This window comes from Pseudocitrobacter vendiensis, assembly GCF_943590815.1.
In the GTDB taxonomy this organism is placed as follows: Bacteria; Pseudomonadota; Gammaproteobacteria; order Enterobacterales; family Enterobacteriaceae; genus Pseudocitrobacter; species Pseudocitrobacter vendiensis.
In genome coordinates, this window is sequence record NZ_CALSBS010000002.1 from 293,644 (window position 1) to 319,782 (window position 26,139).

The 26,139-nt window shown below is 51.1% G+C and carries 28 protein-coding genes; 14 read left to right on the forward strand and 14 right to left on the reverse strand.

The genetic code is table 11. The features are described 5' to 3' along the window. The first annotated feature begins 127 nt into the window (after window positions 1–127). The 8 genes from NMC31_RS03765 to NMC31_RS03800 all read left to right on the forward strand — a co-directional run bounded on the left by NMC31_RS03765 (window position 128) and on the right by NMC31_RS03800 (window position 5,429). The gene (locus NMC31_RS03765; RefSeq protein WP_253897011.1) at window positions 128–901 is read left to right on the forward strand and encodes an SDR family NAD(P)-dependent oxidoreductase; all 774 of its coding nucleotides are present in this window, start codon (window positions 128–130) and stop codon (window positions 899–901) included. 472 nt (window positions 902–1,373) lie between these two features. Next, window positions 1,374–1,916, forward strand: a complete 543-nt coding sequence (locus tag NMC31_RS03770) for a hypothetical protein (RefSeq protein ID WP_253897012.1) — start codon at window positions 1,374–1,376, stop codon at window positions 1,914–1,916. A gap of 159 nt (window positions 1,917–2,075) precedes the next feature. Further along, window positions 2,076–2,474: a hypothetical protein gene (locus tag NMC31_RS03775; RefSeq protein ID WP_253897013.1), complete on the forward strand. Its 399-nt coding sequence runs from the start codon at window positions 2,076–2,078 to the stop codon at window positions 2,472–2,474. A 6-nt stretch (window positions 2,475–2,480) separates the two neighbouring features. Then, the gene (locus NMC31_RS03780) at window positions 2,481–2,972 is read left to right on the forward strand and encodes a hypothetical protein (protein WP_253897014.1); all 492 of its coding nucleotides are present in this window, start codon (window positions 2,481–2,483) and stop codon (window positions 2,970–2,972) included. A 414-nt stretch (window positions 2,973–3,386) separates the two neighbouring features. Continuing rightward, window positions 3,387–3,491, forward strand: a complete 105-nt coding sequence (locus NMC31_RS03785; RefSeq protein WP_253897118.1) for a hypothetical protein — start codon at window positions 3,387–3,389, stop codon at window positions 3,489–3,491. A 221-nt stretch (window positions 3,492–3,712) separates the two neighbouring features. Beyond that, a complete protein-coding gene (locus NMC31_RS03790) occupies window positions 3,713–4,147 on the forward strand; it encodes a hypothetical protein (protein ID WP_253897015.1) in 435 nt (144 codons plus the stop codon). A gap of 76 nt (window positions 4,148–4,223) precedes the next feature. Continuing rightward, window positions 4,224–4,826: a hypothetical protein gene (locus tag NMC31_RS03795; RefSeq protein WP_253897016.1), complete on the forward strand. Its 603-nt coding sequence runs from the start codon at window positions 4,224–4,226 to the stop codon at window positions 4,824–4,826. A 66-nt stretch (window positions 4,827–4,892) separates the two neighbouring features. Next, window positions 4,893–5,429, forward strand: coding sequence for a hypothetical protein (locus tag NMC31_RS03800; protein WP_436649494.1), 537 nt, complete (start codon window positions 4,893–4,895; stop codon window positions 5,427–5,429). A gap of 31 nt (window positions 5,430–5,460) precedes the next feature. Here the strand turns inward: NMC31_RS03800 and pncA are convergent, their stop codons facing one another. Genes pncA through sppA form a run of 3 tightly spaced genes read right to left on the reverse strand, consistent with a single transcriptional unit; the run spans window position 5,461 to window position 9,033 of the window. Further along, window positions 5,461–6,102 (reverse strand): bifunctional nicotinamidase/pyrazinamidase, encoded by a 642-nt coding sequence (gene pncA, locus NMC31_RS03805; RefSeq protein ID WP_253897017.1) that lies wholly within the window; start codon window positions 6,100–6,102, stop codon window positions 5,461–5,463. Between the two features lie 9 nt (window positions 6,103–6,111). Continuing rightward, entirely contained in the window at window positions 6,112–7,128 is a 1,017-nt protein-coding gene (ansA, locus tag NMC31_RS03810) for an asparaginase (protein WP_149464762.1), read from the reverse strand. A gap of 51 nt (window positions 7,129–7,179) precedes the next feature. Next, on the reverse strand, window positions 7,180–9,033 hold the full coding sequence (sppA, locus tag NMC31_RS03815; protein WP_253897018.1) for a signal peptide peptidase SppA: 1,854 nt from the start codon (window positions 9,031–9,033) through the stop codon (window positions 7,180–7,182). A gap of 164 nt (window positions 9,034–9,197) precedes the next feature. On the opposite strand from sppA, the gene NMC31_RS03820 reads away from it, so the two are divergent. Then, the gene (locus NMC31_RS03820; RefSeq protein WP_253897019.1) at window positions 9,198–9,749 is read left to right on the forward strand and encodes an NAD(P)H nitroreductase; all 552 of its coding nucleotides are present in this window, start codon (window positions 9,198–9,200) and stop codon (window positions 9,747–9,749) included. 42 nt (window positions 9,750–9,791) lie between these two features. Here NMC31_RS03820 and phoC read toward each other — a convergent pair whose 3' ends face one another. Further along, window positions 9,792–10,541, reverse strand: a complete 750-nt coding sequence (gene phoC, locus NMC31_RS03825; protein WP_253897020.1) for an acid phosphatase PhoC — start codon at window positions 10,539–10,541, stop codon at window positions 9,792–9,794. 223 nt (window positions 10,542–10,764) lie between these two features. Between phoC and selD the strand changes: the two genes are divergently transcribed. The 3 genes from selD (at window position 10,765) to NMC31_RS03840 (ending at window position 14,929) form a co-directional block, all read left to right on the forward strand. Then, window positions 10,765–11,808 carry a selenide, water dikinase SelD gene (gene selD, locus NMC31_RS03830; protein WP_149464766.1) on the forward strand — a complete coding sequence of 348 codons (1,044 nt, stop codon included), beginning with the start codon at window positions 10,765–10,767 and terminating at the stop codon, window positions 11,806–11,808. 4 nt (window positions 11,809–11,812) lie between these two features. Then, on the forward strand, window positions 11,813–13,771 hold the full coding sequence (locus tag NMC31_RS03835) for a DNA topoisomerase III (RefSeq protein WP_253897120.1): 1,959 nt from the start codon (window positions 11,813–11,815) through the stop codon (window positions 13,769–13,771). Window positions 13,772–13,897: 126 nt separating this feature from the next. Continuing rightward, window positions 13,898–14,929 (forward strand): DUF1266 domain-containing protein, encoded by a 1,032-nt coding sequence (locus tag NMC31_RS03840; RefSeq protein WP_253897021.1) that lies wholly within the window; start codon window positions 13,898–13,900, stop codon window positions 14,927–14,929. 146 nt (window positions 14,930–15,075) lie between these two features. Here the strand turns inward: NMC31_RS03840 and gdhA are convergent, their stop codons facing one another. Next, complete coding sequence (gdhA, locus tag NMC31_RS03845) at window positions 15,076–16,419, reverse strand: NADP-specific glutamate dehydrogenase (RefSeq protein ID WP_149464768.1); 1,344 nt, start codon at window positions 16,417–16,419, stop codon at window positions 15,076–15,078. Window positions 16,420–16,659: 240 nt separating this feature from the next. On the opposite strand from gdhA, the gene NMC31_RS03850 reads away from it, so the two are divergent. Further along, a complete protein-coding gene (locus NMC31_RS03850; protein ID WP_253897022.1) occupies window positions 16,660–16,923 on the forward strand; it encodes a DUF1496 domain-containing protein in 264 nt (87 codons plus the stop codon). Here NMC31_RS03850 and NMC31_RS03855 read toward each other — a convergent pair. Next, a complete protein-coding gene (locus NMC31_RS03855) occupies window positions 16,898–17,299 on the reverse strand; it encodes a pyrimidine (deoxy)nucleoside triphosphate diphosphatase (protein WP_149464770.1) in 402 nt (133 codons plus the stop codon). The genes NMC31_RS03850 and NMC31_RS03855 overlap by 26 nt on opposite strands. Window positions 17,300–17,378: 79 nt before the next feature. Between NMC31_RS03855 and NMC31_RS03860 the strand changes: the two genes are divergently transcribed. After that, entirely contained in the window at window positions 17,379–18,011 is a 633-nt protein-coding gene (locus NMC31_RS03860; protein ID WP_253897023.1) for a CDP-alcohol phosphatidyltransferase family protein, read from the forward strand. Here the strand turns inward: NMC31_RS03860 and NMC31_RS03865 are convergent. The 8 genes from NMC31_RS03865 to xthA form a co-directional block, all read right to left on the reverse strand. Next, on the reverse strand, window positions 18,008–19,312 hold the full coding sequence (locus NMC31_RS03865) for a sulfurtransferase (protein WP_253897024.1): 1,305 nt from the start codon (window positions 19,310–19,312) through the stop codon (window positions 18,008–18,010). The two genes, NMC31_RS03860 and NMC31_RS03865, sit on opposite strands and share 4 nt — an antisense overlap. Before the next feature lie 117 nt (window positions 19,313–19,429). Continuing rightward, window positions 19,430–20,071: an ATP-binding cassette domain-containing protein gene (locus NMC31_RS03870; RefSeq protein WP_253897025.1), complete on the reverse strand. Its 642-nt coding sequence runs from the start codon at window positions 20,069–20,071 to the stop codon at window positions 19,430–19,432. After that, window positions 20,071–21,603 carry an ABC transporter permease family protein gene (locus tag NMC31_RS03875; protein WP_253897026.1) on the reverse strand — a complete coding sequence of 511 codons (1,533 nt, stop codon included), beginning with the start codon at window positions 21,601–21,603 and terminating at the stop codon, window positions 20,071–20,073. Before NMC31_RS03875 ends, NMC31_RS03870 begins: the two co-directional genes overlap by 1 nt. Further along, complete coding sequence (locus tag NMC31_RS03880) at window positions 21,576–22,757, reverse strand: ABC transporter substrate-binding protein (RefSeq protein WP_253897027.1); 1,182 nt, start codon at window positions 22,755–22,757, stop codon at window positions 21,576–21,578. The genes NMC31_RS03875 and NMC31_RS03880 overlap by 28 nt, the downstream gene beginning before the upstream one ends. A gap of 22 nt (window positions 22,758–22,779) precedes the next feature. Next, the gene (locus tag NMC31_RS03885) at window positions 22,780–23,343 is read right to left on the reverse strand and encodes a carboxymuconolactone decarboxylase family protein (RefSeq protein WP_149464567.1); all 564 of its coding nucleotides are present in this window, start codon (window positions 23,341–23,343) and stop codon (window positions 22,780–22,782) included. Then, the gene (locus NMC31_RS03890) at window positions 23,343–24,047 is read right to left on the reverse strand and encodes a TVP38/TMEM64 family protein (RefSeq protein WP_253897028.1); all 705 of its coding nucleotides are present in this window, start codon (window positions 24,045–24,047) and stop codon (window positions 23,343–23,345) included. The genes NMC31_RS03885 and NMC31_RS03890 overlap by 1 nt, the downstream gene beginning before the upstream one ends. 107 nt (window positions 24,048–24,154) lie before the next feature. Continuing rightward, window positions 24,155–24,835 carry a TVP38/TMEM64 family protein gene (locus NMC31_RS03895; RefSeq protein WP_436649568.1) on the reverse strand — a complete coding sequence of 227 codons (681 nt, stop codon included), beginning with the start codon at window positions 24,833–24,835 and terminating at the stop codon, window positions 24,155–24,157. Between the two features lie 214 nt (window positions 24,836–25,049). Continuing rightward, complete coding sequence (xthA, locus tag NMC31_RS03900; protein ID WP_149464569.1) at window positions 25,050–25,856, reverse strand: exodeoxyribonuclease III; 807 nt, start codon at window positions 25,854–25,856, stop codon at window positions 25,050–25,052. Between the last annotated feature and the right edge of the window lie 283 nt (window positions 25,857–26,139).

Genomic DNA, 26,139 nt, shown 5'->3' on the forward strand with positions numbered 1-26,139 from the left:
AAAGATTTTCTTTCTTGTAATGAAATTTCTTCTGATTCGTCAAGCCATGAATAGAGTGGCAATCTGGCTTCACTCGATGAGAACACAGCATCTCGTCACCGAAAAAAATCTTTCTCAGAGGTAAGTCATGAACGCATCTTTTGCAGGTAAAAAACTGTTAGTGGTCGGCGGTACCAGCGGTATGGGCTTTGAAACGGCAAAACGTATTCTGCGACAGGGTGGCAGCGTGGTGCTGGTGGGAAACCGTCAGGACAAAGCCGAGCAGGCACATCAGGCGCTCTCAGCGCTGGGGCCGGTTTCGGTTATCGTCGCGAATCTGATGACGGATACGGGTATGAAGCAGGTACTGGACTCTATCAACGCAGAGCATAAAGATATCAGCCTGCTGGTCAATGCGGCGGGTGTGTTCTTCCCGAAAGCGTTTACCGAGCATGATGAATCTGATTACGACATGTACATGAACCTGAATCGCGCGACGTTCTTTATCACCCGCGACGTGGTGCGCAACATGGTTGCGGCAGGTATCAAAGGCGCAATCGTCAATATTGGTTCGATGTGGGCACAGCAGGCTATTGGTGCAACACCGTCTTCGGCTTACTCGATGGCGAAGGCTGGGCTGCATGCGCTGACGAAAAACCTGGCAATTGAGCTGGGTGGTCACGGTATCCGCGTGAACGCCGTCTCTCCGGCTGTGGTCCATACACCGATTTATGAAGGATTCATCGCGAAAGAAGAGGTGGATGGCGTGATGTCCAGCTTTGACAGTTTCCATCCGATTGGCCGCGTCGGCACGCCGGGTGGCGTGGCTGAAACAGTGGCCTTCCTGCTGTCGGACAAAACCTACTGGGTGACTGGCGCTATCTGGGATGTGGATGGCGGGGTGATGGCGGGACGTAACTAGTTAATCATTCATGTAATCGTGAGGCTGAGGACAAACGCAACATTGTCTGATGCGCTACGCGTATCAGTCCTACAAGATTTCTGCAATCTATTGAATGTGCGGTATTTTGTAGGCCGGATAAGGCGTTGACGCCGCATCCGCCAGGAACAAAACACACGTTGAAAGTAATCTGAAATGCTCGCCTTGTGCGAGCATTTTCTTTTTGGTGTGTCGCCTTTACGAATTCCGAATTATGCGGCTACCGTCTTTGATAGCGTACAGCGCGACAGGTTGGCTCGCTAGAATGAGACGGTGCAGAATTCGTGAATCACGCTTCAAGGTATGACGGTAGTGTGGCTCGAGGTTTTTTGCAGAGAGGAATGTTAGCCAGGATAAAATAACAATAAACGATGATTTGTTGGGGCAGTTGTGCTTTGCTAAATATGTCGAAATAAAAAGGACTCCACTATCATATTTTATGTCCGAGAATACAGTGGAACTGTATAGTCAATTATTAAAACATGAAAATCGATCTTTTCCTGAAGAGTTTTCTGTAATAACTACTATTTACTCTGGTGAGGGGTGTCAGGCACCCTATCGAGAAATTCTTAAAATCAATGACGAGTTAATAGTTATCGAAAAAGGATACATGTTATTCTTCACTGAGGTAACGTCGGAATCTGATGCTAATAATACAACGTCGAAATCAGATGTTTTTGCGACTTATTGTGATGATCTCAACCCTGGAAAAGAATTTGATGGCTCTTCTGAGTACATGTGCAAATTTGAAAGTATGGGGCTTGAACAGGCATACAAAAAAATCACATCGATTTCTTATGTCGGTCGGAATTTCTTTAAGCATGAACTACCTGTTGCTGATGTAAAATATAGCATCAAAGAAAAAACGGTCACTTACCATCGAACGGAAAATACGCTCAATATTTTGGTAGACTCCGAGAATGAATCGTTCAACTATGTATTTACTGTGCACCATTCAGGTACGACTGTAAAAATCACTGATGAAACACAATACTAGCGTGTGAGTAATGTTGTGAACCTTGTTATTTTAGGCAGCATATTATCAACATCAGTAGTTTCTGAAACATCCTATGAATACTCCTTCACTAGAATAGGGAAAGAATTTTTTAAATTGACTCGTATGTGTTTTACAGACTAACTAATGCTGAGGTATGGAATGCGAAGCAAAATAAAATACGGTGCATTTATTACTGGGTGCTGTTTGTATTGTTTCGGTGTACACGGTCAACCGATCAATATTACGACAGATGAAGTAAAAAATATGAGCCTAAAAGAATGCCTGGATATCAACTATCGCAAGCTCGGCTTGTATGATGGAAACGGTCCTGGGGTAAAGGATAAGTCCTACTTACTGAAATGGTATGCTATCGATAATGATTCGACTAAAAAATCGAAAGAGTTGAAAAATTTTATCAGACGTGAGGCCGGTGGTTATTACCGGGCTAAGCCACCTTTGAAGGAGATTAATAATGTTAACATGGTTTTTGAACTATGTATGCACTTCTATAAATCTGATAAGCTTAATCGTTTCATTGTGGGTAATATTATGAAGTAAGTGCCTTTGGTTGACGAAGTGAAACACTGGATTAATATCAATAGACGCAAAAAAATGAATAAAAATATACAATGGTTACTGGGCGTGAGTCTTATCTCCTATACAGGTTTATGTGTTGCAGATATACAAATTATCAAAATCAATAGATCACAATATATTGATGCTGTTCAAAATTCTCCAGGTGACGCTGAGCTCTGTAGCAAGTGGACGTTAAGCGATGCACAAGTTAAAGAAATATTTTCAATGAGTGACCGTTATGAAAATCAAAGTGATATTATGGGAGGCTACTGGCTTTGGTTTCCATGCACTATATCAGGCGAATTAATTCACAATAAGAAGAAATGGCATTTTTCCATTAATGCAGCAGCAACCTCGGAATGGTCACGTGGAAAAGAAACAAGATACTTTGGCTGTGCGAAAGAAGAATGTGATGATATGTTTATCATCCCATATATGAAACGAGACTATATAGGTGGCGGCGGGAAACTCATTTGGTAATGCGATAAGGATGCTCTCTTTACGTTTCCCAAAGATAGCATTTTTATTGAAATTAATCCGAAAACTCTCAACTATGATAATCGAAAAAGTCCACGCTACCCCTTTAATGAGAACAGTGATATTGGACTACTGTCATTATAAATGCTAATGCATAACTTATTGATGTTCGAGTGTTTTATTCAATAAAAACCACTGCAAAACCAAGTAAGGAATGCAGCAAACTTATCTCAGCGATTTCGCTATAAATATTTTTAAGAGTACTTATGAAATGCAAAAAAAGAGGGCAAGCACATGGTATCACTCAGGCTTTATCAAGGTATTTCCCTGGTCTAGAAATATGCGATAATCTTCAGTCAGTTTCTGCGGGGATGGGGGTTTTCACCAAACTGGCTTAACTTGCTTGATAATAATTGCGTGGATGAATCAGGTGGTTACGAAAACCTCTTTAAAAATATTCAGGGGGCACAGATTCATAAATATAACGGAGGAGTGATAATCTCTGCGTCTGAATATCCATAATTATGTGAGAGTGGTGAGTTGTTAACTATTTAAAAAGATTATCGCGTTTCCTCACAAATATTGAGGCCGATTCGCAGTAGACATTTGTTTGATTTCTAAGGTGTTAATACTGAACACTCATTGGAATGGCGTAGCCGCATGGACTGATCAAATGCATTTTTTTTGTGATCCTCGTTATAAAGCATTTGTCAATTAGAATAATTAATATAGGATTTCATTATATGTGGAAAATTATAGTTCTGACATTATTCTTGTATGTAATAAATCCGGGATTTAGTAACGCTGAAAGTATTGTATGGAAAGATGAATGTATTGGATATTATCAATTACATCTGCCTGATGATATTGAAGTGGGCCTTTACCCGGTTGAAAGGATCTATACTGAAAATACTATTGGGATAGATGCCATATTTGGTTATTATTATAGACTGCGAAATATGGGTAAGAATGTTTCAGGAAGATATTCTGGGTTTTATTATGAAAACTACAGATTAATGGTATCAAAAGATGATCTTATAAGCTTGAATGAATATAAAATAAAATTAGAAGAAAAACTTTTAAGACACTCACATAATTATATAGTAAAAAACTATCCACCTAATTCTTTTTTTGTCTCATATGAAAAAACGCATTCTTTAATCTTTAGAACCAGGTAATTATTCACCGATATGGACTGACTGATTAAGATACCTATGAGCGGTACAGACCTTTATTACTTAAGTCAGAGAAAAAATGAAAATAAAAAGCGTTATATTTCCCATTTTATTTTTATGTTCACGGCATGTATTATCGACTCCATTACCCGAATCTTCTGGTTTCGGAATTTTCAGAGATAAACCTGTATCATATTTTCATGTAACCACAAAGGAACCATACAGCAGTCAGTACGGAGAATCTTTAAATTATTTGTTGTTGTTATATGAAAAGAATTATCTAAAAAATAACTTCTGTATGCTCGGCCTTGATTGGGCAAACGGAGAGCATAATACGATAGTATTTTGGGATGAGGGACAGTTACTTTTCACATGGACTTTGGAATATACCGATAAGAGTTATTATCATAAGTCACTGGCTTTGGGCGAGTCAATTTCATTGAAAGAGGATGTCATTCCATTATCTGAAATATTAGAAAAACCATATGATGTTATGCAGGTATATTCACAGGAAGATATTGATATGCTTAGAAATGAATGCGACTCACATGGTGAAATGGTGACAATACATGCTTTTTCACAGCCTAAAAAATGTGATGATGGCAGTGAGATTGAATACGTCTATGATGCAAAAAATGAACATCTTTGTGATGCTATACAACTGAGAGATTATCATGATTAAGTTACGCTTTACTTTTGCGGGCTTACTGTCTTTACTTATTAAAAGATAAAGAGAGAAACGCTCTTTATGCGATTATTAATAATGGTCATTTTATTGGCGCTTATGCCCATTAATTACCTGTCCGCAACAATCAAAAACCTCCAAACCTGCGCCATCTCAGAAGAAAAAGAAATAACCCTGTTGTCACTACAAACCAGCGATGGTGATACGCCTTACCTCGCTTTTGATAACATCATTACTTCTGCATTTTTGGATGGCAGTGTCAGAACCGGGGAGCTGGTACTGGCGCAATGCGTTAATCACACGCTTATTTTTGCACTGAGTAATGGCCCACCGTATCTCAGCGGTTGTCTGGTGACTGGGGTAAAAGAATCTGACGCTCAAAAAAACGTACCGCAAGGTTTTTGCTTCGCGGAAAGGAATGCGCCAGAAGCTGTCTGGTTTGGCAAAAATCATACGTTGTTGATCATCAGGAACGTCGAGGGAAAGGGAGAATGGCAGGGCAAATATATTCTCTACGATAGCCGAAAGGATGAAGCGTGGGCCACGGATTCGCTGCCCAATAATGCCGGTTATGAGATCTTTCCATTAAATGCCCGATAACAAGTTGTACCGGGCATTCAGTCAAAAAGGATTACCCCTGCGTCTCTTCCCAGTCTGCCAGCGTATACAGCGTTGCGCCCGCCGCCGCCATCTCCATAAACGCCTGGTTGCTGTCCTGCGGCTGAATATTCACGCCGCGGCAGCCGTCGGTTATCACATTCACGCGATACCCGAGTTCCAGCGCATCCAGCACAGTGAACTTCACGCAGTAGTCGGTTGCCAGACCGAGCACAATCAGCTCGTTGATTTCATGATGACGCAACCACGCATCCAGCGCCGTTTTCTGGCGATGACCGTTATCGAAGAATGCGCTGTAGCTGTCGATATTGACGCTTTCGCCTTTATGAAACACTGCATCAATCGATTTTTGCGCCAGCAGCGGGTGCAGTTCGGCACCTTCGCTGTGTTGCACGCAGTGATCGGGCCAGAAGGTCTGTGGCAGGCCGTCGAGTTGACCTTGCGTGTAGGGCTCTACGCCGTGCTGGCTGGCAAAGCTACCGTGATTGGCCGGATGCCAGTCCTGGCTCGCCACCACGGCTTCGCCGCGCGATTTGCACCAGGTAATCAGCGTATTGGCGACATCAATCGTGCTATCGCCTTCGGCAACAGCCAGCGCGCCGCCGGCGCAGAAATCATTTTGCAGATCAACCAGTAACAGTGCTCGTGCTTTCATGAAGGCTCCTTAGTCGTCTGGCGTCAGCTCACCGCGCAGGTTTTGCTGCATGGCGCTACGGATGGCGTCGGCGTCAAGGTTCTGGCTTAACAGATAGTGCAGTTTGGTCAGCGTGGCTTCGACGGTCATATCCGCACCGCCAATCACACCTGCGTGGGCGAGGGCATTGCCGGTAGCGTAGCCGCCCATGTTGACCTTGCCGGACATGCACTGCGTGAGGTTAATCACCACGATGCCGCGTTGGCTAGCTTCGGTCAGCTCTTTTAAAAACTCGCTGTTTTGTGGCGCATTGCCGACGCCGTAAGAGCGCAGAATCAGCGCTTTCACCGGCTGGCGCAGGAAGTTACGCACCACGTCAGCGGAAATACCCGGGTAGATGGTCACCACGCCAATCGGCTGAGGCGTAATCGGATGGACGATCAATTCGCCCGAGGTGCTCGGCGCGGGCGGTGTACCCAGGCGGCGGATATGAATTCCCGCCTCCAGCAGCGGCGCCAGGTTCGGTGATGCGAAGGCATCAAAACCGTCGGCGTGCGCTTTGGTGGTGCGGTTGCCGCGATAGAGGCGGTTATTGAAGAACAGTGAGACTTCGTTGATCGGGTAGTTCGCCGCCACGTATAAGGCATTCAGCAGATTAATCTGTCCATCCGAACGCAGCTCGGCGAGCGGGATTTGTGACCCTGTCACAATTACAGGTTTACCCAGATTCTCCAGCATGAACGACAGCGCCGAGGCGGTGAAGGCCATGGTGTCCGTACCGTGAAGGATCACAAAACCATCATAATCGTCGTAGTGCGCTTTGATATCATCGGCAATGTGCTGCCAGTCTTCTGGCGTCATATCCGAAGAATCCATCAGCGGCTGATATTCATGGATAGTGAAATCCGGCATCTCCTGACGATGGAATTCTGGCATCAGCGCCAGCTGACGTTGCAGATGACCAGAGACAGGAATATAACCGTGTTCGGAACGCTGCATCCCGATGGTACCGCCGGTATAGGCGACGTAAATGGATTTTTTTTGCATGGTGTCGTTTGAGTAAGCGAAAGAAAATCCCCTCCGAAGAGGGGATTGCGATTAACGTATATTGGCGCAGGTCAGGCAAAACGCATAGCGATTTTGCGGGTCATTGAAGGCAGCCAGCTTGTCCGTTTCGGCTTTCACCTCTTTGGCGGCTGAGGCCAGCGGCGCAGGCAGATACGCCTGCAATGCCTGCGGCAGCGAGGCGCGCACCGAGCCGGAAACGCTATCCATCACCATATCGAAGAACGTGGGTTCAGACTGATAGTAGTCGATGTGCCACGCTTTGAGTTTCGCCAGTTCTGCGGCTTTGGCGACCGCGTCATCGAAATCGCCGAGGCTGTCGACCAGACCATTGGCTTTCGCATCCTGGCCGGTCCACACGTGGCCCTGGGCGATTTTATCAATCTGCTCCGGCGTGCTGTGGCGCGACTGCGCAACCAGGGTGATAAAGCGTTTATAGCCGTTCTCAATGGTCAGTTGCATCATCTGCTGCACTTCAGGCGGCAGCGTTTTGGTCATTGACACATCTGCCAGCGGAGACGTGGCGACGCCATCCGTGTGCACGCCGATGGAATCCAGCGAGTTTTCCACGGTATTGATCACGCCAAAGATACCGATAGAACCGGTCAGCGTGCTCGGGTTTGCCACGATGTAGCTTGCCGGGGTGGAGATCCAGTAACCGCCTGAAGCCGCCATACCGCCCATCGACACTACAACCGGTTTACCCGCGTCTTTCGCCGCTGCAAGTTCCGCGCGGATCACTTCCGAGGCGCTGACGCTGCCGCCAGGGCTGTTGACGCGCAGCACAATCGCTTTCACTTTCGGATCAAGACGCGCATCGCGGATTTGCGCGGCAGTGGTATCACCACCGACGTTCCCCGGCGTTTCTTCACCGTCCATAATCGCGCCATTGGCAAAGATGACGGCGATGCTGGAACCCGTATCTGCCGGGGTTTTCAGCGCATAGTCGTAAATGCTGACTGCACGGTAGTTTTTGTCCGCTTTGCTCCAGCCAAACTCTTTGCTGAGCGCTTTCTCGATTTCTGCGCTGCTGCCCAGTGAATCGACCAGTTTGCTATCAAGCGCATATTTCGCCGTATCGCCGTCCACTTTGGTCAGGCCATCAAGCATCGCCTGCGCGCCAGGGAAGACCTGCTGCGCGGTGATTTTGCGGTTTGCCGCCACCGTATTCAGGTAGTTCTGCCACAGCTCGCCAATCCAGCGGCTGTCAGCATCACGCGCGGCGGGGGACATATCATCGCGAATAAACGGCTCCACGGCGGATTTATAGGTGCCGACGCGGAATACATGCGTAGAAACTTTCAGCTTCTCAAGCAGGGATTTGTAATAGAGGCCGTTGGTGGCAAAGCCGTGCAGGTCAACAACGCCCTGCGGCGAGAGCCAGATTTTATTGGCAAAGCTTGCGAGGTAATACTGACCCTGGCTGTAGCTGTCGCCCACGGCATAAACCGGTTTGCCGCTGTCGCGGAACTCACGTAGCGCTTTGCCGATATACTGCATCGAGGGCTGATCGCCCCCGGCGAAGTTCTTGAGATCCAGCACGATACCGGTGATATTGCGGTCATCTTTCGCCTGGCGGATAGCCTGAACGATATCGAACAGCGAGTTTTCCTGTAAACGATCGGAGCTTGAGCCAAACAATTGACGACCAATCACCCCCAGCTTACTGCTGGCTGAAGGCTTATCGACAATTACGCCGCTGATGTCCATCAACAGCGCGCCACGCGTGTTGTTGCTTTCAGGCGTGCTGCTAAGCTGCATCCAGATCCCCACGCCAACCAGCACAAGGAAAATAAAGAACAGGTTCAGCACCAGTTCGCGGGCAAAATTGAGTAATCGCCACGTCCATTTAAAGAATCCGGCGATAAAACGCCATAGGGTTCGCATGTTTTCTCCCTGATAAAGACAGTAAACGGTCCACCGAAAGCGGTGAAACATCTGGCTATCCTAATTACAGCGTCGCCTGTTGTCAGCAGGAATCGCCATCGGCGCTGTAACAAATTCTCTGCGCATGTTAATTTTGTGAAAAATAACATGACAGGAGCGAATCAATGGACGCACTTGAATTACTGGTAAATCGCCGTAGCGCTTCCCGCCTGGCTGACCCTGCGCCAGCCGGTGAGCAACTGGAAAATATCCTGCGAGCCGGGATGCGCGCCCCGGATCACGGCACCCTACAGCCGTGGCAGTTTTTTATCATCGAGGGAGAAGGCCGCGAACGTTTCGGTCAGTTGCTGGAAAAAGGCGCAATTGACGCGGGCAGCGATGAGAAAGCGATTGATAAAGCACGTAATGCGCCATTCCGTGCGCCGCTGATTATTGCGGTGGTCGCGAAATGTCAGCCACATCATAAAGTGCCCAAATGGGAACAGGAGATGTCAGCGGGTTGCGCGGTGATGGCGATGCAGATGGCGGCGGTTGCGCAGGGGTTTAACGGTATCTGGCGCAGCGGCGCATTAACCGATAGCCCGGTCGTGCGTGAAGGGCTTCAGTGTGGGGAACACGATAAAATCGTCGGTTTTCTCTATTTAGGCACGCCACAACTCAAGGCGTCGACAACGGTCTCGGTGCCGGATACGACACCGTTTGTAGTACGTTTCTGAAAAAGCTTATCGCCCGGCGGTAAGCGCCACCGGGCTTTTTCATTAAGATTTATGTTGTTTGGCGAATTCGTCTTTCGCTTTTTGCAGCTGCTGCTGGAACGCCGGGTTGGTGTGCAGCGTGGCAACAACGGCGGAACCGACAATACGCGCCGCATCAACATCGCTCTGCCAGTGGTAACCACAAATCACACGGCTTTCACCCAGCTCATACCCACGTTTTAAAATTTCATTTTGACGATCCGGGTTAATCTCTGCCAGCACCAGCGCGGTGGCCCAGCCGATAGAAGTATGGCCAGACGGATAAGAACCGTTTTTCGACAGCTTATCCTGCTCGGTGGTGTTACAGGTTGGGACGCCATAGAAGGCGAACGGACGAATGCGCATGTATTTATCTTTCGCGCCACGGGTTGCCAGGTCGCCCGCATCTTCAATCATGTTGGTCAGCAGTTTGTGCAACTGCGGCGCATCTTTTTCGGTGATAGGCGATCCGAACGCGCCGGAGAAGGCATTCGCCACGCCGCCGCCGCTCAGGTTTGCATCTTCCACCGCCAACTTACCGCGTTCAGTATTGCGCAGCAGGCGGCCTTGTTCATACATCGCCTGATCGTTGAGGAATGCGATGCTCCCTACGGCTGGCGGAGGCGGCAGCAGAGCGAGGCTATCAATGGCTTGCGCATTTTTCAGATAATAGAGGTCTGGTTTGGTAGTCGCGTCGTTCCCGGCCGGAGCAAGAGCAAAAGCGCTGGACGTAAAAAGCGTAGCCAGGCAAAGGGCGATAATGCGTTTTTTCATTGATATTTCCTTTTGATTTTTATCCTGATATGCAGGTTTTGACACTCATATATTCATGCCACTAATTAGTAGAAAGAAAAACGCAGTAAGAAAAATTGCCCTGTGTCGCAAAACGGACAATTGCTTGCGAAGTGAGCAGTAGTGAGCGATTTCGGAGTGTCGGACTTACCTCGCCGCCATTTGGGCGCTACCATAGTGGGATTGGCAAAATCAGGAGATGTCCATGAGCGAGCAAGCCATTCGTTTAACACAGTACAGCCACGGAGCCGGTTGCGGTTGTAAAATTTCCCCAAAAGTGCTGGAAACCATCCTGCACAGTGAGCAGGCGAAGTTTGTCGACCCGAACCTGCTTGTCGGCAATGAAACCCGTGATGACGCGGCCGTATACGACCTCGGCAATGGCACATCGATAATCAGTACCACCGATTTCTTTATGCCGATCGTTGATAATCCATTTGATTTTGGCCGTATCGCGGCCACCAACGCCATCAGTGATATCTTCGCGATGGGCGGCAAACCGATTATGGCGATTGCTATCCTCGGCTGGCCCATCAACACGCTGGCCCCGGAAATCGCGCGCGACGTGATTGACGGTGGGCGCTTTGCCTGCCAGCAAGCCGGAATCGCCCTGGCAGGCGGTCACTCCATTGATGCGCCAGAGCCTATCTTTGGGCTGGCGGTCACGGGCGTCGTGCCGACCGAGCGCGTGAAGAAAAACAGCACCGCGCAGGCGGGCTGCAAACTGTTCCTCACCAAACCGCTGGGGATTGGCGTACTCACTACCGCGGAGAAAAAATCGCTGCTGAAACCAGAACATCAGGGGCTGGCGACGGAAGTCATGTGCCAGATGAACCTGGCTGGCGCGGCTTTCGCTAATATTGACGGCGTCAAAGCGATGACGGATGTCACCGGCTTTGGTCTGCTGGGACACCTCAGTGAAATGTGTCAGGGCGCCGGTGTGCAGGCGCAGGTGAACTTTGCCGACGTGCCGAAATTGCCGGGCGTGGAAGAGTACATCGCGCAGGGTGCTGTGCCTGGCGGTACCGGGCGTAACTTTGCCAGCTATGGTCATTTGATGGGGGCAATGCCGGAAGAATGGCGTTCGCTGCTGTGCGACCCGCAAACCTCTGGTGGCCTGCTGTTGGCGGTCACGCCGGATGCCGAGCAAGAGGTACAGGCTGCGGCGGCAGAGTATGGCATTACCTTAACGTCGATTGGTGGTCTGGTCGAGGCCCGCGCGGGTCGCCCGATGATTGAGATCCGCTAAACTGATGCGCCTGTTTATTGCGGAAAAACCGAGCCTGGCGCGGGCCATTGCCGATGTATTGCCGAAACCCCATCGAAAGGGCGACGGGTATATCGAATGTGGCAACGGTCAGGTGGTGACCTGGTGTATTGGCCATCTACTCGAACAGGCGCAGCCGGACGCGTATGACAGCCGTTATGCGCGCTGGAATTTGCAGGATTTACCGATAGTCCCGGAGAAGTGGCAACTTCAGCCGCGTCCGTCGGTGACAAAGCAACTCAATGTCATTAAGCGTTTTTTGCACGAAGCCAGTGAAGTCATTCACGCAGGAGACCCCGACCGAGAAGGGCAACTGCTGGTGGATGAAGTGCTGGACTATCTTTCGCTGGCGCCCGAAAAGCGCCAGCAGGTGCAACGCTGTTTAATCAACGACCTGAACCCGCAGGCGGTGGAGCGGGCAATTACGCGCCTGCGCGCCAATAGCGACTTCATTCCACTCTGCGTTTCCGCGCTGGCTCGCGCCCGTGCCGACTGGCTTTACGGCATCAATATGACTCGCGCCTACACCATTTTAGGGCGTAACGCCGGGTATAACGGTGTGCTCTCCGTTGGCCGCGTACAAACGCCCGTGCTGGGGCTGGTAGTGCGTCGTGATGAAGAGATTGAAAACTTTGTCGCCAAAGATTTCTTCGAAGTGAAAGCGCATATTGTCACGCCGAAAGACGAACGCTTCACCGCCGTCTGGCAGCCGAGCGAAGCCTGCGAGCCGTATCAGGACGAAGAGGGGCGATTGCTGCACCGCGCGCTGGCCGATCATGTGGTCAAACGCATTGAAGGCCAGCCGGCGATTGTCACCGCCTATAACGATAAACGGGAATCAGAATCGGCGCCGCTGCCGTTTTCGCTTTCTGCCTTGCAAATTGAAGCCGCAAAACGTTATGGCCTGAGCGCGCAGAACGTGCTCGATATTTGTCAGAAACTTTACGAAACCCACAAACTGATTACCTATCCGCGTTCTGATAGCCGCTATTTGCCGGAAGAGCATTTCGCCGGGCGGCATGCGGTGCTGAATGCGATTGGCGTTCACGCGCCCGATCTCTTGCCGCAATCGGTGGTGAATCCGGACACGCGCAACCGCTGCTGGGATGATAAAAAGGTTGATGCGCACCACGCCATTATCCCTACTGCGCGGTCGAGCAACGTCAACCTCACCGAAAACGAATCGAAGATCTACACCCTGGTGGCGCGTCAATATCTGATGCAGTTCTGCCCGGACGCGGTTTTCCGTAAGTGTCAGATAGATCTTGATATTGCTAATGGCAAATTTATCGCTAAAGCGCGTTTTCTTGCTGAAGCAGGCTGGCGCACACTGCTTGGCAGCAAAGAACGCGATGAAGAAAACGACGGTACGCCGTTGCCGGTAGTCGCCAAAAGCGATGAACTGCTGTGCGAAAAAGGTGAAGTGGTGGAACGGCAAACCCAGCCGCCGCGCCACTTCACCGACGCAACGCTGCTTTCTGCTATGACCGGTATCGCGCGTTTTGTGCAGGACAAAGATCTGAAAAAGATCCTCCGCGCAACGGATGGGCTCGGCACCGAAGCGACGCGCGCAGGAATTATCGAACTGCTGTTTAAACGCGGCTTCCTGACTAAAAAAGGGCGCTATATTCACTCGACTGACGCGGGTAAAGCGCTGTTCCACTCGCTGCCAGAAATGGCGACACGGCCGGATATGACCGCGCACTGGGAGTCAATTCTGACGCAAATCAGCGAAAAACAGTGTCGCTATCAGGACTTTATGCAGCCGCTGGTGGGCACGCTATATCAACTGATTGATCAGGCACGCAGCACGCCGGTCAGACGTTTCCGTGGCATTGTCGCACCGGGCAGTGGAAGTGGCGATAAGAAAAAGAGTGCCCCGCGTAAACGTAGCGCGAAAAAAAGCCCGCCATCGGATGAAGCGGGCAGTGGGGCGATAGCGTAAGTTCAGGCAGCATACAGGTTCACAAGTCAAATTCTGAAATATCCAGCGGGTTTAGAGAATCCGTTGGATATTTTTTTTGCCGGGATAAAATTGTCTCCTTCAGTGCGTACGTTTACAGGGAATGTTATGAAAAAAGAGTTATTACAAAATCATCCTGGCAGTGAGAAGTTTTACTTTAACGGCTGGGAAATATTTAATATTAATCTTGATCAGGTGATTAAAGAAAACAAAGCTATGCTGCTTTGTAAGTGGGGGTTTTATATAACCTGTGTTCTGGCTGCAATGATAGCCTTTGCTGGTGTCACTGCAAATGCTTTAACGAGTAAGGGGCAAATTTCCACGGGATGCGCTTTTCTTTATCTTCTGTTAATGACAGGGCTGATTATTCGTGCTGGCTTCAGAGCAAAAAAAGAACAGTTACACTATTATCAGGCTAAAGGGATTGAGCCGCTTAGCGAAGAGAAATTGCAAGCGTTGCAATTGATTGCACCTTATCGTTTTTATCATAAGCAGTGGTCCGAAACGCTGGAGTGCTGGCCGCGAAAGCCTGAATCAGGAAAAGATAACTTTCATTATCAGGTAGTTCGCTTTGACTCCATCGATATTATTGGTGCAAGACGTCAGTCTTTAGAGGAAGACTGGGGAATCGAAGACAGTGAGAGTTACATTGCTTTAATGGAGCATTTTCTGTCTGGCGACCATGGGGCTAATACGTTTAAAGCTCATATGGAGGAGGATCCCGAACAGGTTATCACTCTGTTGAATAAATTTGCTGTTTTCCCACGAGACTATATTTCCGATTGTGCTATTCGCCGTTTTGATAAATCCTCTGCCCGGCTTATATGGGCGGCTGAATTCTCGTGGATGATCTCGTTATCCTGCACCGCTTATCAAAATGGTACTATTGAAGAAGAACTGGCATGGCATTACATCATGATTGCTTCGCGAAAGGCGCACGAGTTGTTCGAAAGTGAAGAGGATTACCACAAAAATAGCGTGATGGGATTTCTTTACTGGCATGCTTGCTGCTATCGCAGAAAGTTAACGGATGCTGAGCTTGAAGCATGTTATCGCTATGATAAGCAGTTTTGGGAGCATTACAGTAAAAAGTGTCGTTGGCCGATAAGAAATGTCCCCTGGGGCACATCCTCAACCTGACCTCTTTGGCGGGGGCGCTGCACTTGCCCGGCCTACAAAGAGTGCAGTTTCAATGAATTGCACCCGTCCGTAGGCCTGATAAGCGCAGCGCCATCAGGCATTTTCACCGGATTCTTGCCGGGGGCGCTGCGCTTGCACGCCTCTGCTTAAATCACACCCTGTGACAGCATCGCGTCGGCAACTTTAACGAAGCCTGCAATGTTGGCGCCGCGCACATAGTTGGTTTGCTTGCTTTCGCCGCCGTGCTCAACGCAGGCATGGTGAATATCCAGCATGATGTGATGCAGACGCGCATCGACTTTCTCGGCTTTCCAGCCCATACGCGCGGCGTTTTGCGCCATCTCCAGGCCGGAGGTGGCGACACCGCCCGCGTTCGCCGCTTTACCCGGTGCGAATAGTACGCCCGCGTCGAGGAACAGTTCGGTGGCTTCGATGGTGGTTGGCATATTCGCACCTTCGGCTACGGCTTTGACGCCGTTAGCAACCAGCACGCGAGCGGCATCGGTATCCAGCTCATTCTGCGTGGCGCACGGCAGGGCAATATCAACCGGCACAGACCACGGCTGCTGGCCTTCCAGATAGACCAGACCAAATTCACGCGCGTAATCGGCCACGCGACCGTCACGGCTGGCTTTGATTTCAATCAGACGCGCCAGTTTTTCTTTGGTAAAGCCGCTTTCGTCCACCACGGTACCGCTGGAGTCAGATGCGGTGACCACGCGAGCACCAAATTCCATTGCTTTTTCAATCGCGTATTGCGCCACGTTACCGGAGCCGGAAACGGAAACGCGCATGCCTTCAAAGCTCAGGCCGTGACGCTTGAGCATCGCTTCGGTGAAGTAAACCAGACCGTAACCGGTAGCTTCCGGACGAATCAGGCTGCCGCCGAACGAAAGACCTTTCCCGGTAAACACGCAGGCGGTGTTGTTGGAGAGTTTTTTCATCATGCCAGCCATGAAGCCGACTTCTCGCCCACCCACGCCGATATCGCCCGCCGGGACGTCGGTGTCTGCGCCAAGATGACGATAGAGTTCAGTCATCAGCGCCTGACAGAAGCGCATGACTTCGCCTTCGCTTTTGCCTTTCGGGTCAAAATCGCTGCCGCCTTTGCCGCCACCCATCGGTAGCGTAGTCAGGGCGTTTTTAAAGGTTTGCTCGAAGCCGAGGAATTTCAGAATCGACAGGTTCACGGAAGGGTGGAAACGCATCCCGCCCTTGAACGGCCCAATCGCCGAACTGAACTGTACGCGCCATGCGCGGTTCACCTGTACCTGATTGCGATCGTCCACCCATACTACGCGGAACTGGATCACGCGCTCAGGTTCAACCAGCCTTTCGAGCAGCGAGAGGCGACGATATTGCGGGTTCTGTTCCAGAAATGGCCATAGGGTGGTCATGACTTCGCGTACGGCCTGAGAGAATTCTGTCTGGTGTGGGTCGCGTTGCTGAACGTGGGCAAGGAAGTTTTCCAGAGAGCCAACCTGATCCATAAGTATAAGTTCCTCTTATAGTTAATGATGTATGTGCTTGTTGTGATTTATGTTTTAACGTCGTGATGTTTTTTGACTATATCATTACGTTGCTAACTTTTGACAAGCAAAATTGAGCCCGAAAGGAAAATTAATACGCAGCGGTGGGTCATAATAAAAACCGATAGACGTTTACCCTTAAGGAAGTGAGCAAATGGGTCGATATAAAGAGATACGAAAGCAGATAACAGGAGCTCGAGGATGAAAACGCAATGGCTGGCAGGAGTATTGATTGTAATGGTGGGGGCGGCGTTCGCGCGCCCGCAGGTCGAGGTCAACGTGCCGCCGGAAGTTTTCAGTACCCGGGGGCAGCAGGTAGAAAACTGTAGCCAGTGCTGTGTCTATCAAAATGAATATTATTCTGAAGGCGCGGTGATTAATACGGACGGCGGTTTGCTACAGTGTCAGCGCGATGAGAAAACCCTCAGCACCAACCCGCTTATCTGGCATCGCGTAAAGCCATAAATGCTTCGAGCAGAGGAATATCGGCAGGCGCAAGCGCATAATCGAATGCCTCTTCCGGGAGGCACCACGCCAGCGCAGTATGCTCCAGGGCCACAATCTCACCCTCGTAAACCGGAACGTGCCAGGCATGCAGATGAATGATACGCCCGGAGACTTCTCGTTGATGGCTGGCGATATAACGGGTTGGTTGCGCGTGAATACCGAACTCTTCACGTAACTCGCGGGTCAGCGCTTCCGGCTGACTCTCGCCTTGCTCGACTTTTCCCCCGGCAAACTCCCACATGCCTGCCTGGTCGGCGTGAGGCGGACGTTGGGCAAGTAAAATTTGCCCGTTTTGTTCAATAATGGCAGCAACGACATCGATGGTTTTCAGCATAGCGGTCAAAGATTCTGTAAATGTATTACCATAATATCCTTGCCCTGAAGTTTGCTAAAGCGTTGTTACAGGAAAAAACATGCTCGACCGTTATCTCCACCCGCGTCTCAAGCCCTTGCTCAATCGCGTTGCTGAAATCGTCGATCGTCCTCAGATTACCCCAGATGGCATCACGCTGGTGGGGTTTGCTGTTGGCGTGCTGGCCTTGCCGTTTCTGGCGCTGGGATGGTATGGCGCGGCATTAATGGCGATTGTGGTTAATCGCCTGTGTGATGGGCTGGATGGTGCGCTTGCAAGGCGGCGGGGTCTAACGGATGCCGGCGGGTTCCTTGATATTGCCCTCGACTTTCTCTTTTACGCGCTGGTGCCGTTTGGCTTTGTCCTTGCGGACCCGTTGAACAATGCTATTGCCGGCGCGTGGCTACTGTTTGCGTTTATCGGTACTGGCAGTAGCTTTCTTGCGTTTGCCGCACTGGCAGCGAAACACAATATCGATAACCCCGGCTACGCGCACAAATCGTTTTACTATATCGGTGGCCTGACGGAAGGCAGTGAAACTATCGCGTTATTTGTGCTTTGTTGCCTCTTCCCGGCGTACTTTTCCTGGCTGGCGTGGATATTTGGCGCGCTGTGCTGGCTGACGACGTTTAATCGGGTGTGGGGAGGGTATGTGACGCTGAGGGCATGTCAGCGTCACGAAGAGAAACCTTAAAGCGAGCTATCGGGTTTGCGATCGCCTGTTGCGACCGGGTTTTTCGGGTTAGCGCTCCATTCGTACCAGCCGCCGTCATAGACCGCGACGTTTTGCCAGCCCATGGCGCGGGCGTACATAAAGGTCTCAGACGCGCGCCATCCGGTGCCGCAGTAAAATGCAACGTGCTGTTCAGGCCGGATATTCCAGCGTTTCCACATTTCCGTAATATCATCCGCGCTGCGCATGGTGCCGTCCGGGTTATGGAAATCTTCCATATGCGTGGAGTCGCTGCCCGCATGGCCCCAGCGTGCGCCGGCAATATCGCCTTTTGGCTTAATGTAGCTATAACCGCTGGTGGTGCCGATAAATTCTGGCCAGGAGCGAATGCTGACCAGCGAGGCGTCCTGGCGATTCAGCAGGCCACGCGCTTGTTCCATATCCAGCATTAACTGTGGCTGAGCGGGAATGGCGACGCCGAAATCTGGCGCGGATTTTTCTTTAGGCGCGGTACCGCGTTCAACAGGCAGCCCTGAATCAGACCAGGTTTTCCAGCCGCCATCGAGCAGCCGGACATCTTTTACCCCGGCGTAAAGCATAATCTGTGCAACACGTGCGGCGGCATAGACGTCACGTCCGTAGAGGATCACCGTGGTGTCGTGGCGGATGCCGTGTTTCGCCAGCATCGCTTTCAGCTGTTCGTCAGAGACTTTATTCCACAGCGGCTCGCTTTCGACTTCGTTGGTGTCGATATAGCCTGCGCCAGGAATGTGACTAAGTAAGTAAAGTTTCGGCGCGCCCCAACCGGCTTCAAAGACTTTCCAGTCACCCGTCGGTGTCGCCTCGACAGATTTGTTTTTCTGGAGGTCGTGAAGCCACTGTGGGTACACCAGTTGTTCAAAGTGGGGGAGTTTCTGCAGACGATTTTGCTGTTGCAGGGCGTCGCTTAAACGGACAATTTGCGTGTAGCCGATTTTTTCTAAACGTGCCGCGACGGCCTCGTTATCTTTATCGTTGCCGTACAGAGCAATGGCGGTCTCTTTTTGCAGTTTATGCTGCTGCGCCCATGCCGCAAGCTGCTCATCGGTCATTGATGATAGCCATCTGGCCGATAGGTTGAGCGCCAGGGGTTCATGCCCCTGAGGGCCATTGACTGTCTGAGGCCAGCCGTTATAGAACGCGCTCAGGCGCGTATCGATAGCGACGCCGTTCTGTTGTAACAGATGAGAGAAACTCAATGTTCTCGCCATATCAGTGGCAAAAACCGAGGTGGAGAGTCCAAGCGCGAGGGCCAGCAAAGACAGTTGAGAAACACGTTTCATCGAATCGTCCGACAAAGAAAAAAAGGTACGCCATTCTGAACGCCAGGCCTCATAAATACTTTGCGTTAACGCAGTATTGTAGCGCATCAACAGTTTGTAGAGTGAAATATCACGTCGTTAAACTGTTTCATGCCAGCGCATCATATCCATGCATGAAGCATTTTCCGGCACATCCGCCTGGTCATGGGTAACCAGAATTGTCGGTATGTTTTGTTCGATAAGCGTGTCAAATACCCACTGGCGGAAAGCAACACGCAAGGTGCTGTCGAGCCGGCTGAAGGGCTCATCGAGCAGGAGTGCATTGGGCTGCGCCAGCAAGGCACGCAGTAAGGCGACGCGTGCGCGCTGGCCTCCGGAAAGGGTTGCCGGATCACGCGTATAGAAATCGTGCAGCCCGGCCTGCGCCAGCGCGTGGTGAACGGCATCTTTACGCTGGCCTCCACGCACCGCGGCAGGAAGCGCAAGTTGCAGATTGTGGCCCACGCTCAAGTGATCAAACAGCAGCGCATCCTGAAACAAGATACCGATGCGACGTTGCTCAGTTGGAAACTTGTCAATGCGCGAGTTATTGAGCCATAGCTCACCGCGGGCCTGAAATGTGCAAGGCAGCGCACCGATCATCCACGAGAACAGGGTCGATTTTCCGCAGCCAGATGGGCCCATTAGCGTGACAATTTCGCCCGGACGAACGGTAAAGGAGACATCGCGCAGCAGCGGTTGTTGACCCTGCATCAGCGTGACATTGTTTAACTGCAACATTAGCGTAGACCTCGTCGATAATGGCCAATGAGTTGGGCCATGAGAGCCATTAGCGAGAAAAAACACACGGGCAATATCAACTGCCAGAGACCCTGAGCGGCAAGTTGCGCCGACGCGCCGCCGCTGGAAAGTGCCACCGCTTCTGTCGTAAGCGTCGGCACTCGACCCGCGCCCAACCACTGGGTGGGTAAATATTGCGCGATACTGACTGAAAAACCGATCGCCAGCGCAGAGAGCAAGGGTTTGATTATCAACGGGCATTTGATTTGCGCAAAAATGCGTACCTGGTGCCAGCCGAGGGTGCGGGCAATCAACACCAGCCGCGGGTCGATGCGCTGCCACGCCGGGCGCAGCACAAACAGCATCCACGGGATAACCCACAAAAGATGCCCCCACAACACGGTGATGAACTCGCCATCCATCCAGCCATATAATGCCATCTCATACTGGCCCGCTGCTAATGGCAGGGCGGGCAGTATCAGCGGCAACCACAGACAGCGTGTCAGCGCTGAGGGCCCCCATTCCAGCCACAGCAGGCAGAGTATTGCGCCCAATAATGCCGCCAGCAGGGCCAGCCAGAAACTGTTGCTGAATGTCAGTGCATCTGGCAGTGCGGCGTGGGCCAGTAGCAATAATGTCAACGCGCACGCCACGCCGCTCAGGGGGATAAGCAGGCTGGCAACCTTCCCGAATAGCGGCGAAGCGTGCGGGCGACGACGCCCATGCAGGCCAGGACAAAAGCGTCGTGCGGTAACCCATAACAGGCAGGCGGTGAGCGCCAGTACTGCCAAAATCGCCAGCAGCATCACACAGGCCAGTTGGCCTTTGATTTGCGTGCTTTCGTCACCCTGATTTAACCATTGCCAGGCCAGCACGGCTAGCGTCGGTGGGTTTCCCGGCCCAAGAATAATCGCCACATCGACAACAGAGAGGGTCCATGCGGTGGTCGCCAGAAGGGCGATACCCAGCGCCGGCAGCAGAACCGGGAGTATCAGATAACGCAGGCACTGCCCGCGACCATAGCCAAGACTGCGCAGTACAAGAAGTTGTTCACTCAGCCGCTTTTCACCCAATACCGCCCAGCTTACCCACAGCAGAAACGCGCTCTCTTTCACTGCCAGAACGAGCCCCAGCCCAATACCATAACGGTCCGGGATGGCGTGCAAATGGGGGAGAATACGGTAAATAACGCCCCCCTCAGCAAACAGCAACAGTGCGCCAGTGGCGAAGGCGACGTGCGGCAGCGCCAGCAGTAACGGTAAACGGGCAGTCAGTCGCTGCCAGCCAGCAGAAGGCCAGAGCGCGGCAATAATGAGCAGCGTCAAAGCGAGCGCGCCGCCCACCGCAATGAGCGATGAAATAAGCGTGGCGCTGAGCGCCTGACTGAATTGCGGGTCCTCAAACAGCAGACGCCAGTTCTCAGGTATCAATGCCGGACGCAGAAAGCCTGCCGCAGAAAACAGCGGCAGATAGACAAGTAGCATTGCGGTACAGCATAACGCGCTTAATGTGTACCGTAGCGGCGTAGCCATTCCTGCTCCAGCGCGTTTACCCAGGCGGCATGAGGTTCTGCCAGAACGGGCGGCAGATCGGTGGGCTCACGGGCGGAGAGTTCATCTCGCTGCGCGGCGGGTAGCTTTTTCGGGTCCAGAACGCTGGGATCGCCCCATATCGCCGGGTCAGCTTTCCGACGCTGTGCCTCCGGCGACAGCAGGAAGTTAGCGACCACCTGCGCCGCCGCACTGGCGCGTGAATTAGCTGGAATGGTTACAAAATGAACGTTTCCAAGCATGCCATCCTGAAATCCAAAACTGTAACTGTCGTCAGGCAGCACATGTGTAGCGACTTTTTGCTGAGCATGCAGGGGATTAAACGTCAGCGACAACCGTAAAGTACCGTTTGCCAGCATGCTATCCATGCGCGCAGGAGACGGCGGGAAGTCGCGCCCCTCACGCCACAGTAGGGGATGAAGCGCATCAAGATAGCGCCAGAGAGGAGCGGTAACCTGCGCGAAGGTCTTTTCGTGCGGCGGGCGCTTCAGCGCTTCGGGATGCGGTGTAAGGTTTATCAGAAACTGCTCAAGCAGCGCTGTGCCGGTAAAATCAGGTGGGCGAGGGTAGGTGATTGTCCCGGGATGCTGTCGGGCATAATCCAGCAACGCCTGCGGGGTTTGCGGCGGCTGTGGTGTCTGCGTGCGACGTGCGATAAACGTCAGTTGCGCGCTGCCCCACGGCGACTCCGCCCCTTCAACGGGCACAGAAAAATCCTCGCGCACTGGTTTTTGTGTATCGACATACTGCCAGTTAGGCAACTGTTCAGCCCAGCCGGTGCGCAGCAGGCCATCTTCTTTTAGGGTGCGAAAGTTTTCCCCGTTGACCCATAGCAGATCCACTGAACCGCCAGAGGTGCGCCCAGCTTTGGCTTCGGTCTGAATGCGTTTGACCGTATCCGCCGCATCGGCAATGTGCACGATGCGCAGGTTTATCGCGTAATTGCGTTTAACCTCGTCACGCACCCAGTCCAGGTAATTGTTGACCGCGCTATCTCCGCCCCAGGCATTGAACCAGACAGTTTGCCCTTTAGCGTGTTGCTCAATTTCCTGCCAACGTGCGTCCTGGGCTATCGCCAGTTGTGAACAGAACAGCAACGCACTCAGGCACGCTATCCCTTTACGCATAACGCGCATAATGACCTCTCAGAATCGCGAATCATGATTTTGACGTTGTGTTATTTTCATCCGGCAAGCGGCAAAGCCCTTGCGCAGGAATGTCCATTGACGAATTAAACCGTGCAGAGAGGTTTTGCAAACCAATCAGCGCGGTGAGCTCTGTCAGAGCTTGTGCATCAAAATGTGCAGATAATTTTGCTCTCAGATCGTCATCGACCTGCGGCGGCGTCAGGCTGGCCGCTTCTGCATAGGCCAGCGCCAGCTTTTCTGTCTCGCTGAATAGCGTACTGTTCCGCCATTCGGACACGGCCAGCAATTTCTCCATACTGCCCGTATGCTGCGCAATTTTCATATTGGTAATATCCACACAAAACGCGCAGTGACACAGTTGTGCAATACGGGCACTTACCAGCGCGCGCAGAAGCGGATCCACAGGCGATCGCTTACGCTCGAGATAACCGACAAACAGGGATACCAAATAAAAAATAAAGGGAATGCGTCCCCACCAGTAAATAGGGTTGAGCACCTGGCCATAATGGCGTCGGTGCAACCAGGCCTGAGGACGTAAAATAAGCGGGATCGCGCGCAGAGGCGGTAAAGCCATCAGGAATTCCTCTTCTGACGTTCACGGTAAAGGCTTTTAGCAACAAAAACGACGACAGATAAAGCAAACAGCGTAAACAGCCCGGTAATAAACCAAAAAGTGCCGCCGGTCAGCATGCTTCCGGCCCATGAGTATACCAGGGTTGCAGGCAGTTGGCCGATGGCCGTCGCCATGAAGAAATGGCGAAAGCGAATTGATGTTAAACCTGCAGCATAGCTAATCGGATCGAAAGGAACAAAGGGCAACAGGCGGCAAATGAGGATGGTATGTTTTCCATAGCGCGCGAAAAACGTATCCATGCTCTGTAAAACCGTTTTTCCGGTCAGTTTTTCCACGACGTCGCGTCCCAGGATCCTTGCAATGTAAAAACAGAGCGTCGCCCCTGCCATGGCGCTGCTCCAGGACAATACTGCGCCCCAGAAGGCGCCAAACAATGAGGCGTTAGCGAAGGTGATGAGAAAGGCGGGTAGAGGGGCAATAATGGCCTGGAGTATCATCAGGAAAAAGGAGACCGTTGCCGCCTGCGCGCCATATGAATCGATAAAACGTTCAATCGCGTGCTGATCTAACGACGTAAATGCGCTGATACTTTGCTGAATAAAAGTATTGACCGTCGGTACCCCCAACCACAGGGCGACACACAAAAGTGCCAACAGGACGAGGATAATACGGCGATAATTAATTCCCGGGGTTTTGCTGCGCATTTTATATCCGTGGTAGCGAAGAACAGAGGGACAGCGTTTCAGATGGCGTAATTACCTTCTTAACCCCCCAGGATAAACCGTGATCCAGATTTTGTTTCCCTGATATCTTAATCATTAGCATTATTATGCTCACCTTGCACGCTGACTGTTCGATCCGGCAGAACAATCTTTTTATATCGACCATACCGTTTAGCAATGTGTATTAAAGCCCACAATAAAACGCCAGCCAGACTGAGCTTGATTATAAAGGCACCATTTATACCCTGTGTGGCAAGCTCATTGGCCATGACGGAATAAATGACGATGCCGGGCAGAGTTGTGATGGCTGAAATAAGGGTGAATGACCAAAAAGGGAGTGCCGTCAGCCCGTAGGCGTAATTCTGAATATTATAAGGAAAAAGGGGAATCAGCCGTGTCAGGATTAAAAAATCCGTTCCACTGCGGGCAATCCCGTTTTCGATAGCCTGAAAGACAGAGGTGTGGCCGATATATTTGAGTAAGAGTTCCCGCCCAAGCCAGCGGGCAATCAGGAATGAGAGCGCTGATGCGAATGTTGCGGCAATCAACGAGAGTAACGACCCCCAGAATGCGCCAAAAACAACCCCTCCGGCGATCACCAGCAGGCTGCCGGGCATGAGGCACAGCGTGGAAATAATAAACAGGCCGATAAATATTCCATATCCCCACACTCCGCTTTGACGAAGAGTTTCTTGCAAATGCTGGAAATCGCGCAAGAGACTAACCCGTTCAAATGTATGTTCAAGAAGAACGACAAGCGCCAAAAAAATAGCGATAAGGAGAAATTTATATCCTGATGTTAGAGTGACTTCTTTGGCATTCTTTCTCTTTCCTGCTGTCGTGGGTAAAAGATGAGGCAAGTACAAAATCGAGCAGACGGTATAGTAAATCCGACGTAACAACAAATTTAAACTGTAATTTTATTGATTTGTTTCAAAGTCGAGAGTCCTCCTGACCGCAGTCGGCCAGGAGTAAAGGAGGCTATTATTCTTTAAACGTTGCCCAGATTGGCGCGTGGTCAGAAGGTTTTTCCATGCTGCGAATTTCGTAATCAATCCCTGTTTCAATGCAGCGCTCCGCCAACGGCGGGCTCGCCAACAGCAGGTCAATGCGCAGACCACGATTATCATCAAAGCCTTTAGAACGATAATCGAACCACGAGAAGCGATCGTGGGTTTCCGGGTTGGCATGGCGGAACGTATCGACCAGGCCCCAGTTCAGCAGACGTCCCATCCACTCGCGTTCTTCCGGCAGGAAGGAGCATTTGCCGGTACGCAGCCAGCGCTTACGATTTTCTTCGCCGATACCAATGTCCAGGTCCGTCGGGCTGATATTCATGTCGCCCATAATCAGCACCGGATTGGTACTTTTCAGCTCGTTCTCCAGGTAATCCTGAAGGTCCTGATAAAACTTCGCTTTCGCCGGGAATTTGGTTTCGTGATCGCGGCTTTCGCCCTGCGGGAAGTAACCGTTGATGACGGTGACATTCCCCAGCGGCGACGGGATTTCGGCGATGATCAGACGACGCTGCGCTTCTTCGTTATCGTTGGGAAAACCACGGCGCACGGCAACAGGCGTCGCTTTGGTCAGCAGGGCAACGCCGTAGTGGCCTTTCTGCCCATGATAGAAAATGTTGTAACCGAGCTTTGCCACCTCTTCGAGAGGGAACATATCGTCGTGAACTTTTGTCTCCTGCAAGCCGATGACATCAGGTTGATGTTTTTCAACGATGGCTTCCAGTTGATGGGGGCGTGCGCGCAGGCCGTTGATATTAAAAGAGACAAATTTCATAGTCGCTGCCACTTTGCAAGGTGAATTGTAACGGAATGGTATCAGAAATGGTGGCTTACGTGAACGATTCGTCAGAATTTGCGAGGCGCTACGAGGAACCTGCAATTGCCGTCAAAAACCCGGAAAACGGGTCGATTTTATCGGGGGATGAGCAGAGAATTCGCGTGGGTGCTTGAGGCTTTCTGGCTTCAGGTAATCGATGAGGTTCAGAAGGACGAAAGCCCCAGGAAGATGTTTAAAATCAACCTGAGGCTAGCTTCCGAACCCAACAATTCGGATGTTA

Bases quoted from the DNA above. Each gene is read 5' to 3' on its own strand.
- NMC31_RS03890 (WP_253897028.1), bottom strand. From the start codon at position 24,047: ATGCGCAGCAAAACCCCGGGAATTAATTATCGCCGTATTATCCTCGTC.
- phoC (WP_253897020.1), bottom strand. From the start codon at position 10,541: ATGAAAAAACGCATTATCGCCCTTTGCCTGGCTACGCTTTTTACGTCC.
- NMC31_RS03800 (WP_436649494.1), top strand. From the start codon at position 4,893: ATGCGATTATTAATAATGGTCATTTTATTGGCGCTTATGCCCATTAAT.
- NMC31_RS03885 (WP_149464567.1), bottom strand. From the start codon at position 23,343: ATGGCTTTACCGCCTCTGCGCGCGATCCCGCTTATTTTACGTCCTCAG.
- NMC31_RS03850 (WP_253897022.1), top strand. From the start codon at position 16,660: ATGAAAACGCAATGGCTGGCAGGAGTATTGATTGTAATGGTGGGGGCG.
- NMC31_RS03870 (WP_253897025.1), bottom strand. From the start codon at position 20,071: ATGTTGCAGTTAAACAATGTCACGCTGATGCAGGGTCAACAACCGCTG.
- pncA (WP_253897017.1), bottom strand. From the start codon at position 6,102: ATGAAAGCACGAGCACTGTTACTGGTTGATCTGCAAAATGATTTCTGC.
- NMC31_RS03865 (WP_253897024.1), bottom strand. From the start codon at position 19,312: ATGAAACGTGTTTCTCAACTGTCTTTGCTGGCCCTCGCGCTTGGACTC.
- NMC31_RS03875 (WP_253897026.1), bottom strand. From the start codon at position 21,603: ATGGCTACGCCGCTACGGTACACATTAAGCGCGTTATGCTGTACCGCA.
- xthA (WP_149464569.1), bottom strand. From the start codon at position 25,856: ATGAAATTTGTCTCTTTTAATATCAACGGCCTGCGCGCACGCCCCCAT.
- NMC31_RS03880 (WP_253897027.1), bottom strand. From the start codon at position 22,757: ATGCGCGTTATGCGTAAAGGGATAGCGTGCCTGAGTGCGTTGCTGTTC.
- ansA (WP_149464762.1), bottom strand. From the start codon at position 7,128: ATGCAAAAAAAATCCATTTACGTCGCCTATACCGGCGGTACCATCGGG.
- NMC31_RS03795 (WP_253897016.1), top strand. From the start codon at position 4,224: ATGAAAATAAAAAGCGTTATATTTCCCATTTTATTTTTATGTTCACGG.
- gdhA (WP_149464768.1), bottom strand. From the start codon at position 16,419: ATGGATCAGGTTGGCTCTCTGGAAAACTTCCTTGCCCACGTTCAGCAA.
- NMC31_RS03860 (WP_253897023.1), top strand. From the start codon at position 17,379: ATGCTCGACCGTTATCTCCACCCGCGTCTCAAGCCCTTGCTCAATCGC.
- NMC31_RS03765 (WP_253897011.1), top strand. From the start codon at position 128: ATGAACGCATCTTTTGCAGGTAAAAAACTGTTAGTGGTCGGCGGTACC.
- selD (WP_149464766.1), top strand. From the start codon at position 10,765: ATGAGCGAGCAAGCCATTCGTTTAACACAGTACAGCCACGGAGCCGGT.
- NMC31_RS03790 (WP_253897015.1), top strand. From the start codon at position 3,713: ATGTGGAAAATTATAGTTCTGACATTATTCTTGTATGTAATAAATCCG.
- NMC31_RS03835 (WP_253897120.1), top strand. From the start codon at position 11,813: ATGCGCCTGTTTATTGCGGAAAAACCGAGCCTGGCGCGGGCCATTGCC.
- sppA (WP_253897018.1), bottom strand. From the start codon at position 9,033: ATGCGAACCCTATGGCGTTTTATCGCCGGATTCTTTAAATGGACGTGG.
- NMC31_RS03775 (WP_253897013.1), top strand. From the start codon at position 2,076: ATGCGAAGCAAAATAAAATACGGTGCATTTATTACTGGGTGCTGTTTG.
- NMC31_RS03820 (WP_253897019.1), top strand. From the start codon at position 9,198: ATGGACGCACTTGAATTACTGGTAAATCGCCGTAGCGCTTCCCGCCTG.
- NMC31_RS03840 (WP_253897021.1), top strand. From the start codon at position 13,898: ATGAAAAAAGAGTTATTACAAAATCATCCTGGCAGTGAGAAGTTTTAC.
- NMC31_RS03855 (WP_149464770.1), bottom strand. From the start codon at position 17,299: ATGCTGAAAACCATCGATGTCGTTGCTGCCATTATTGAACAAAACGGG.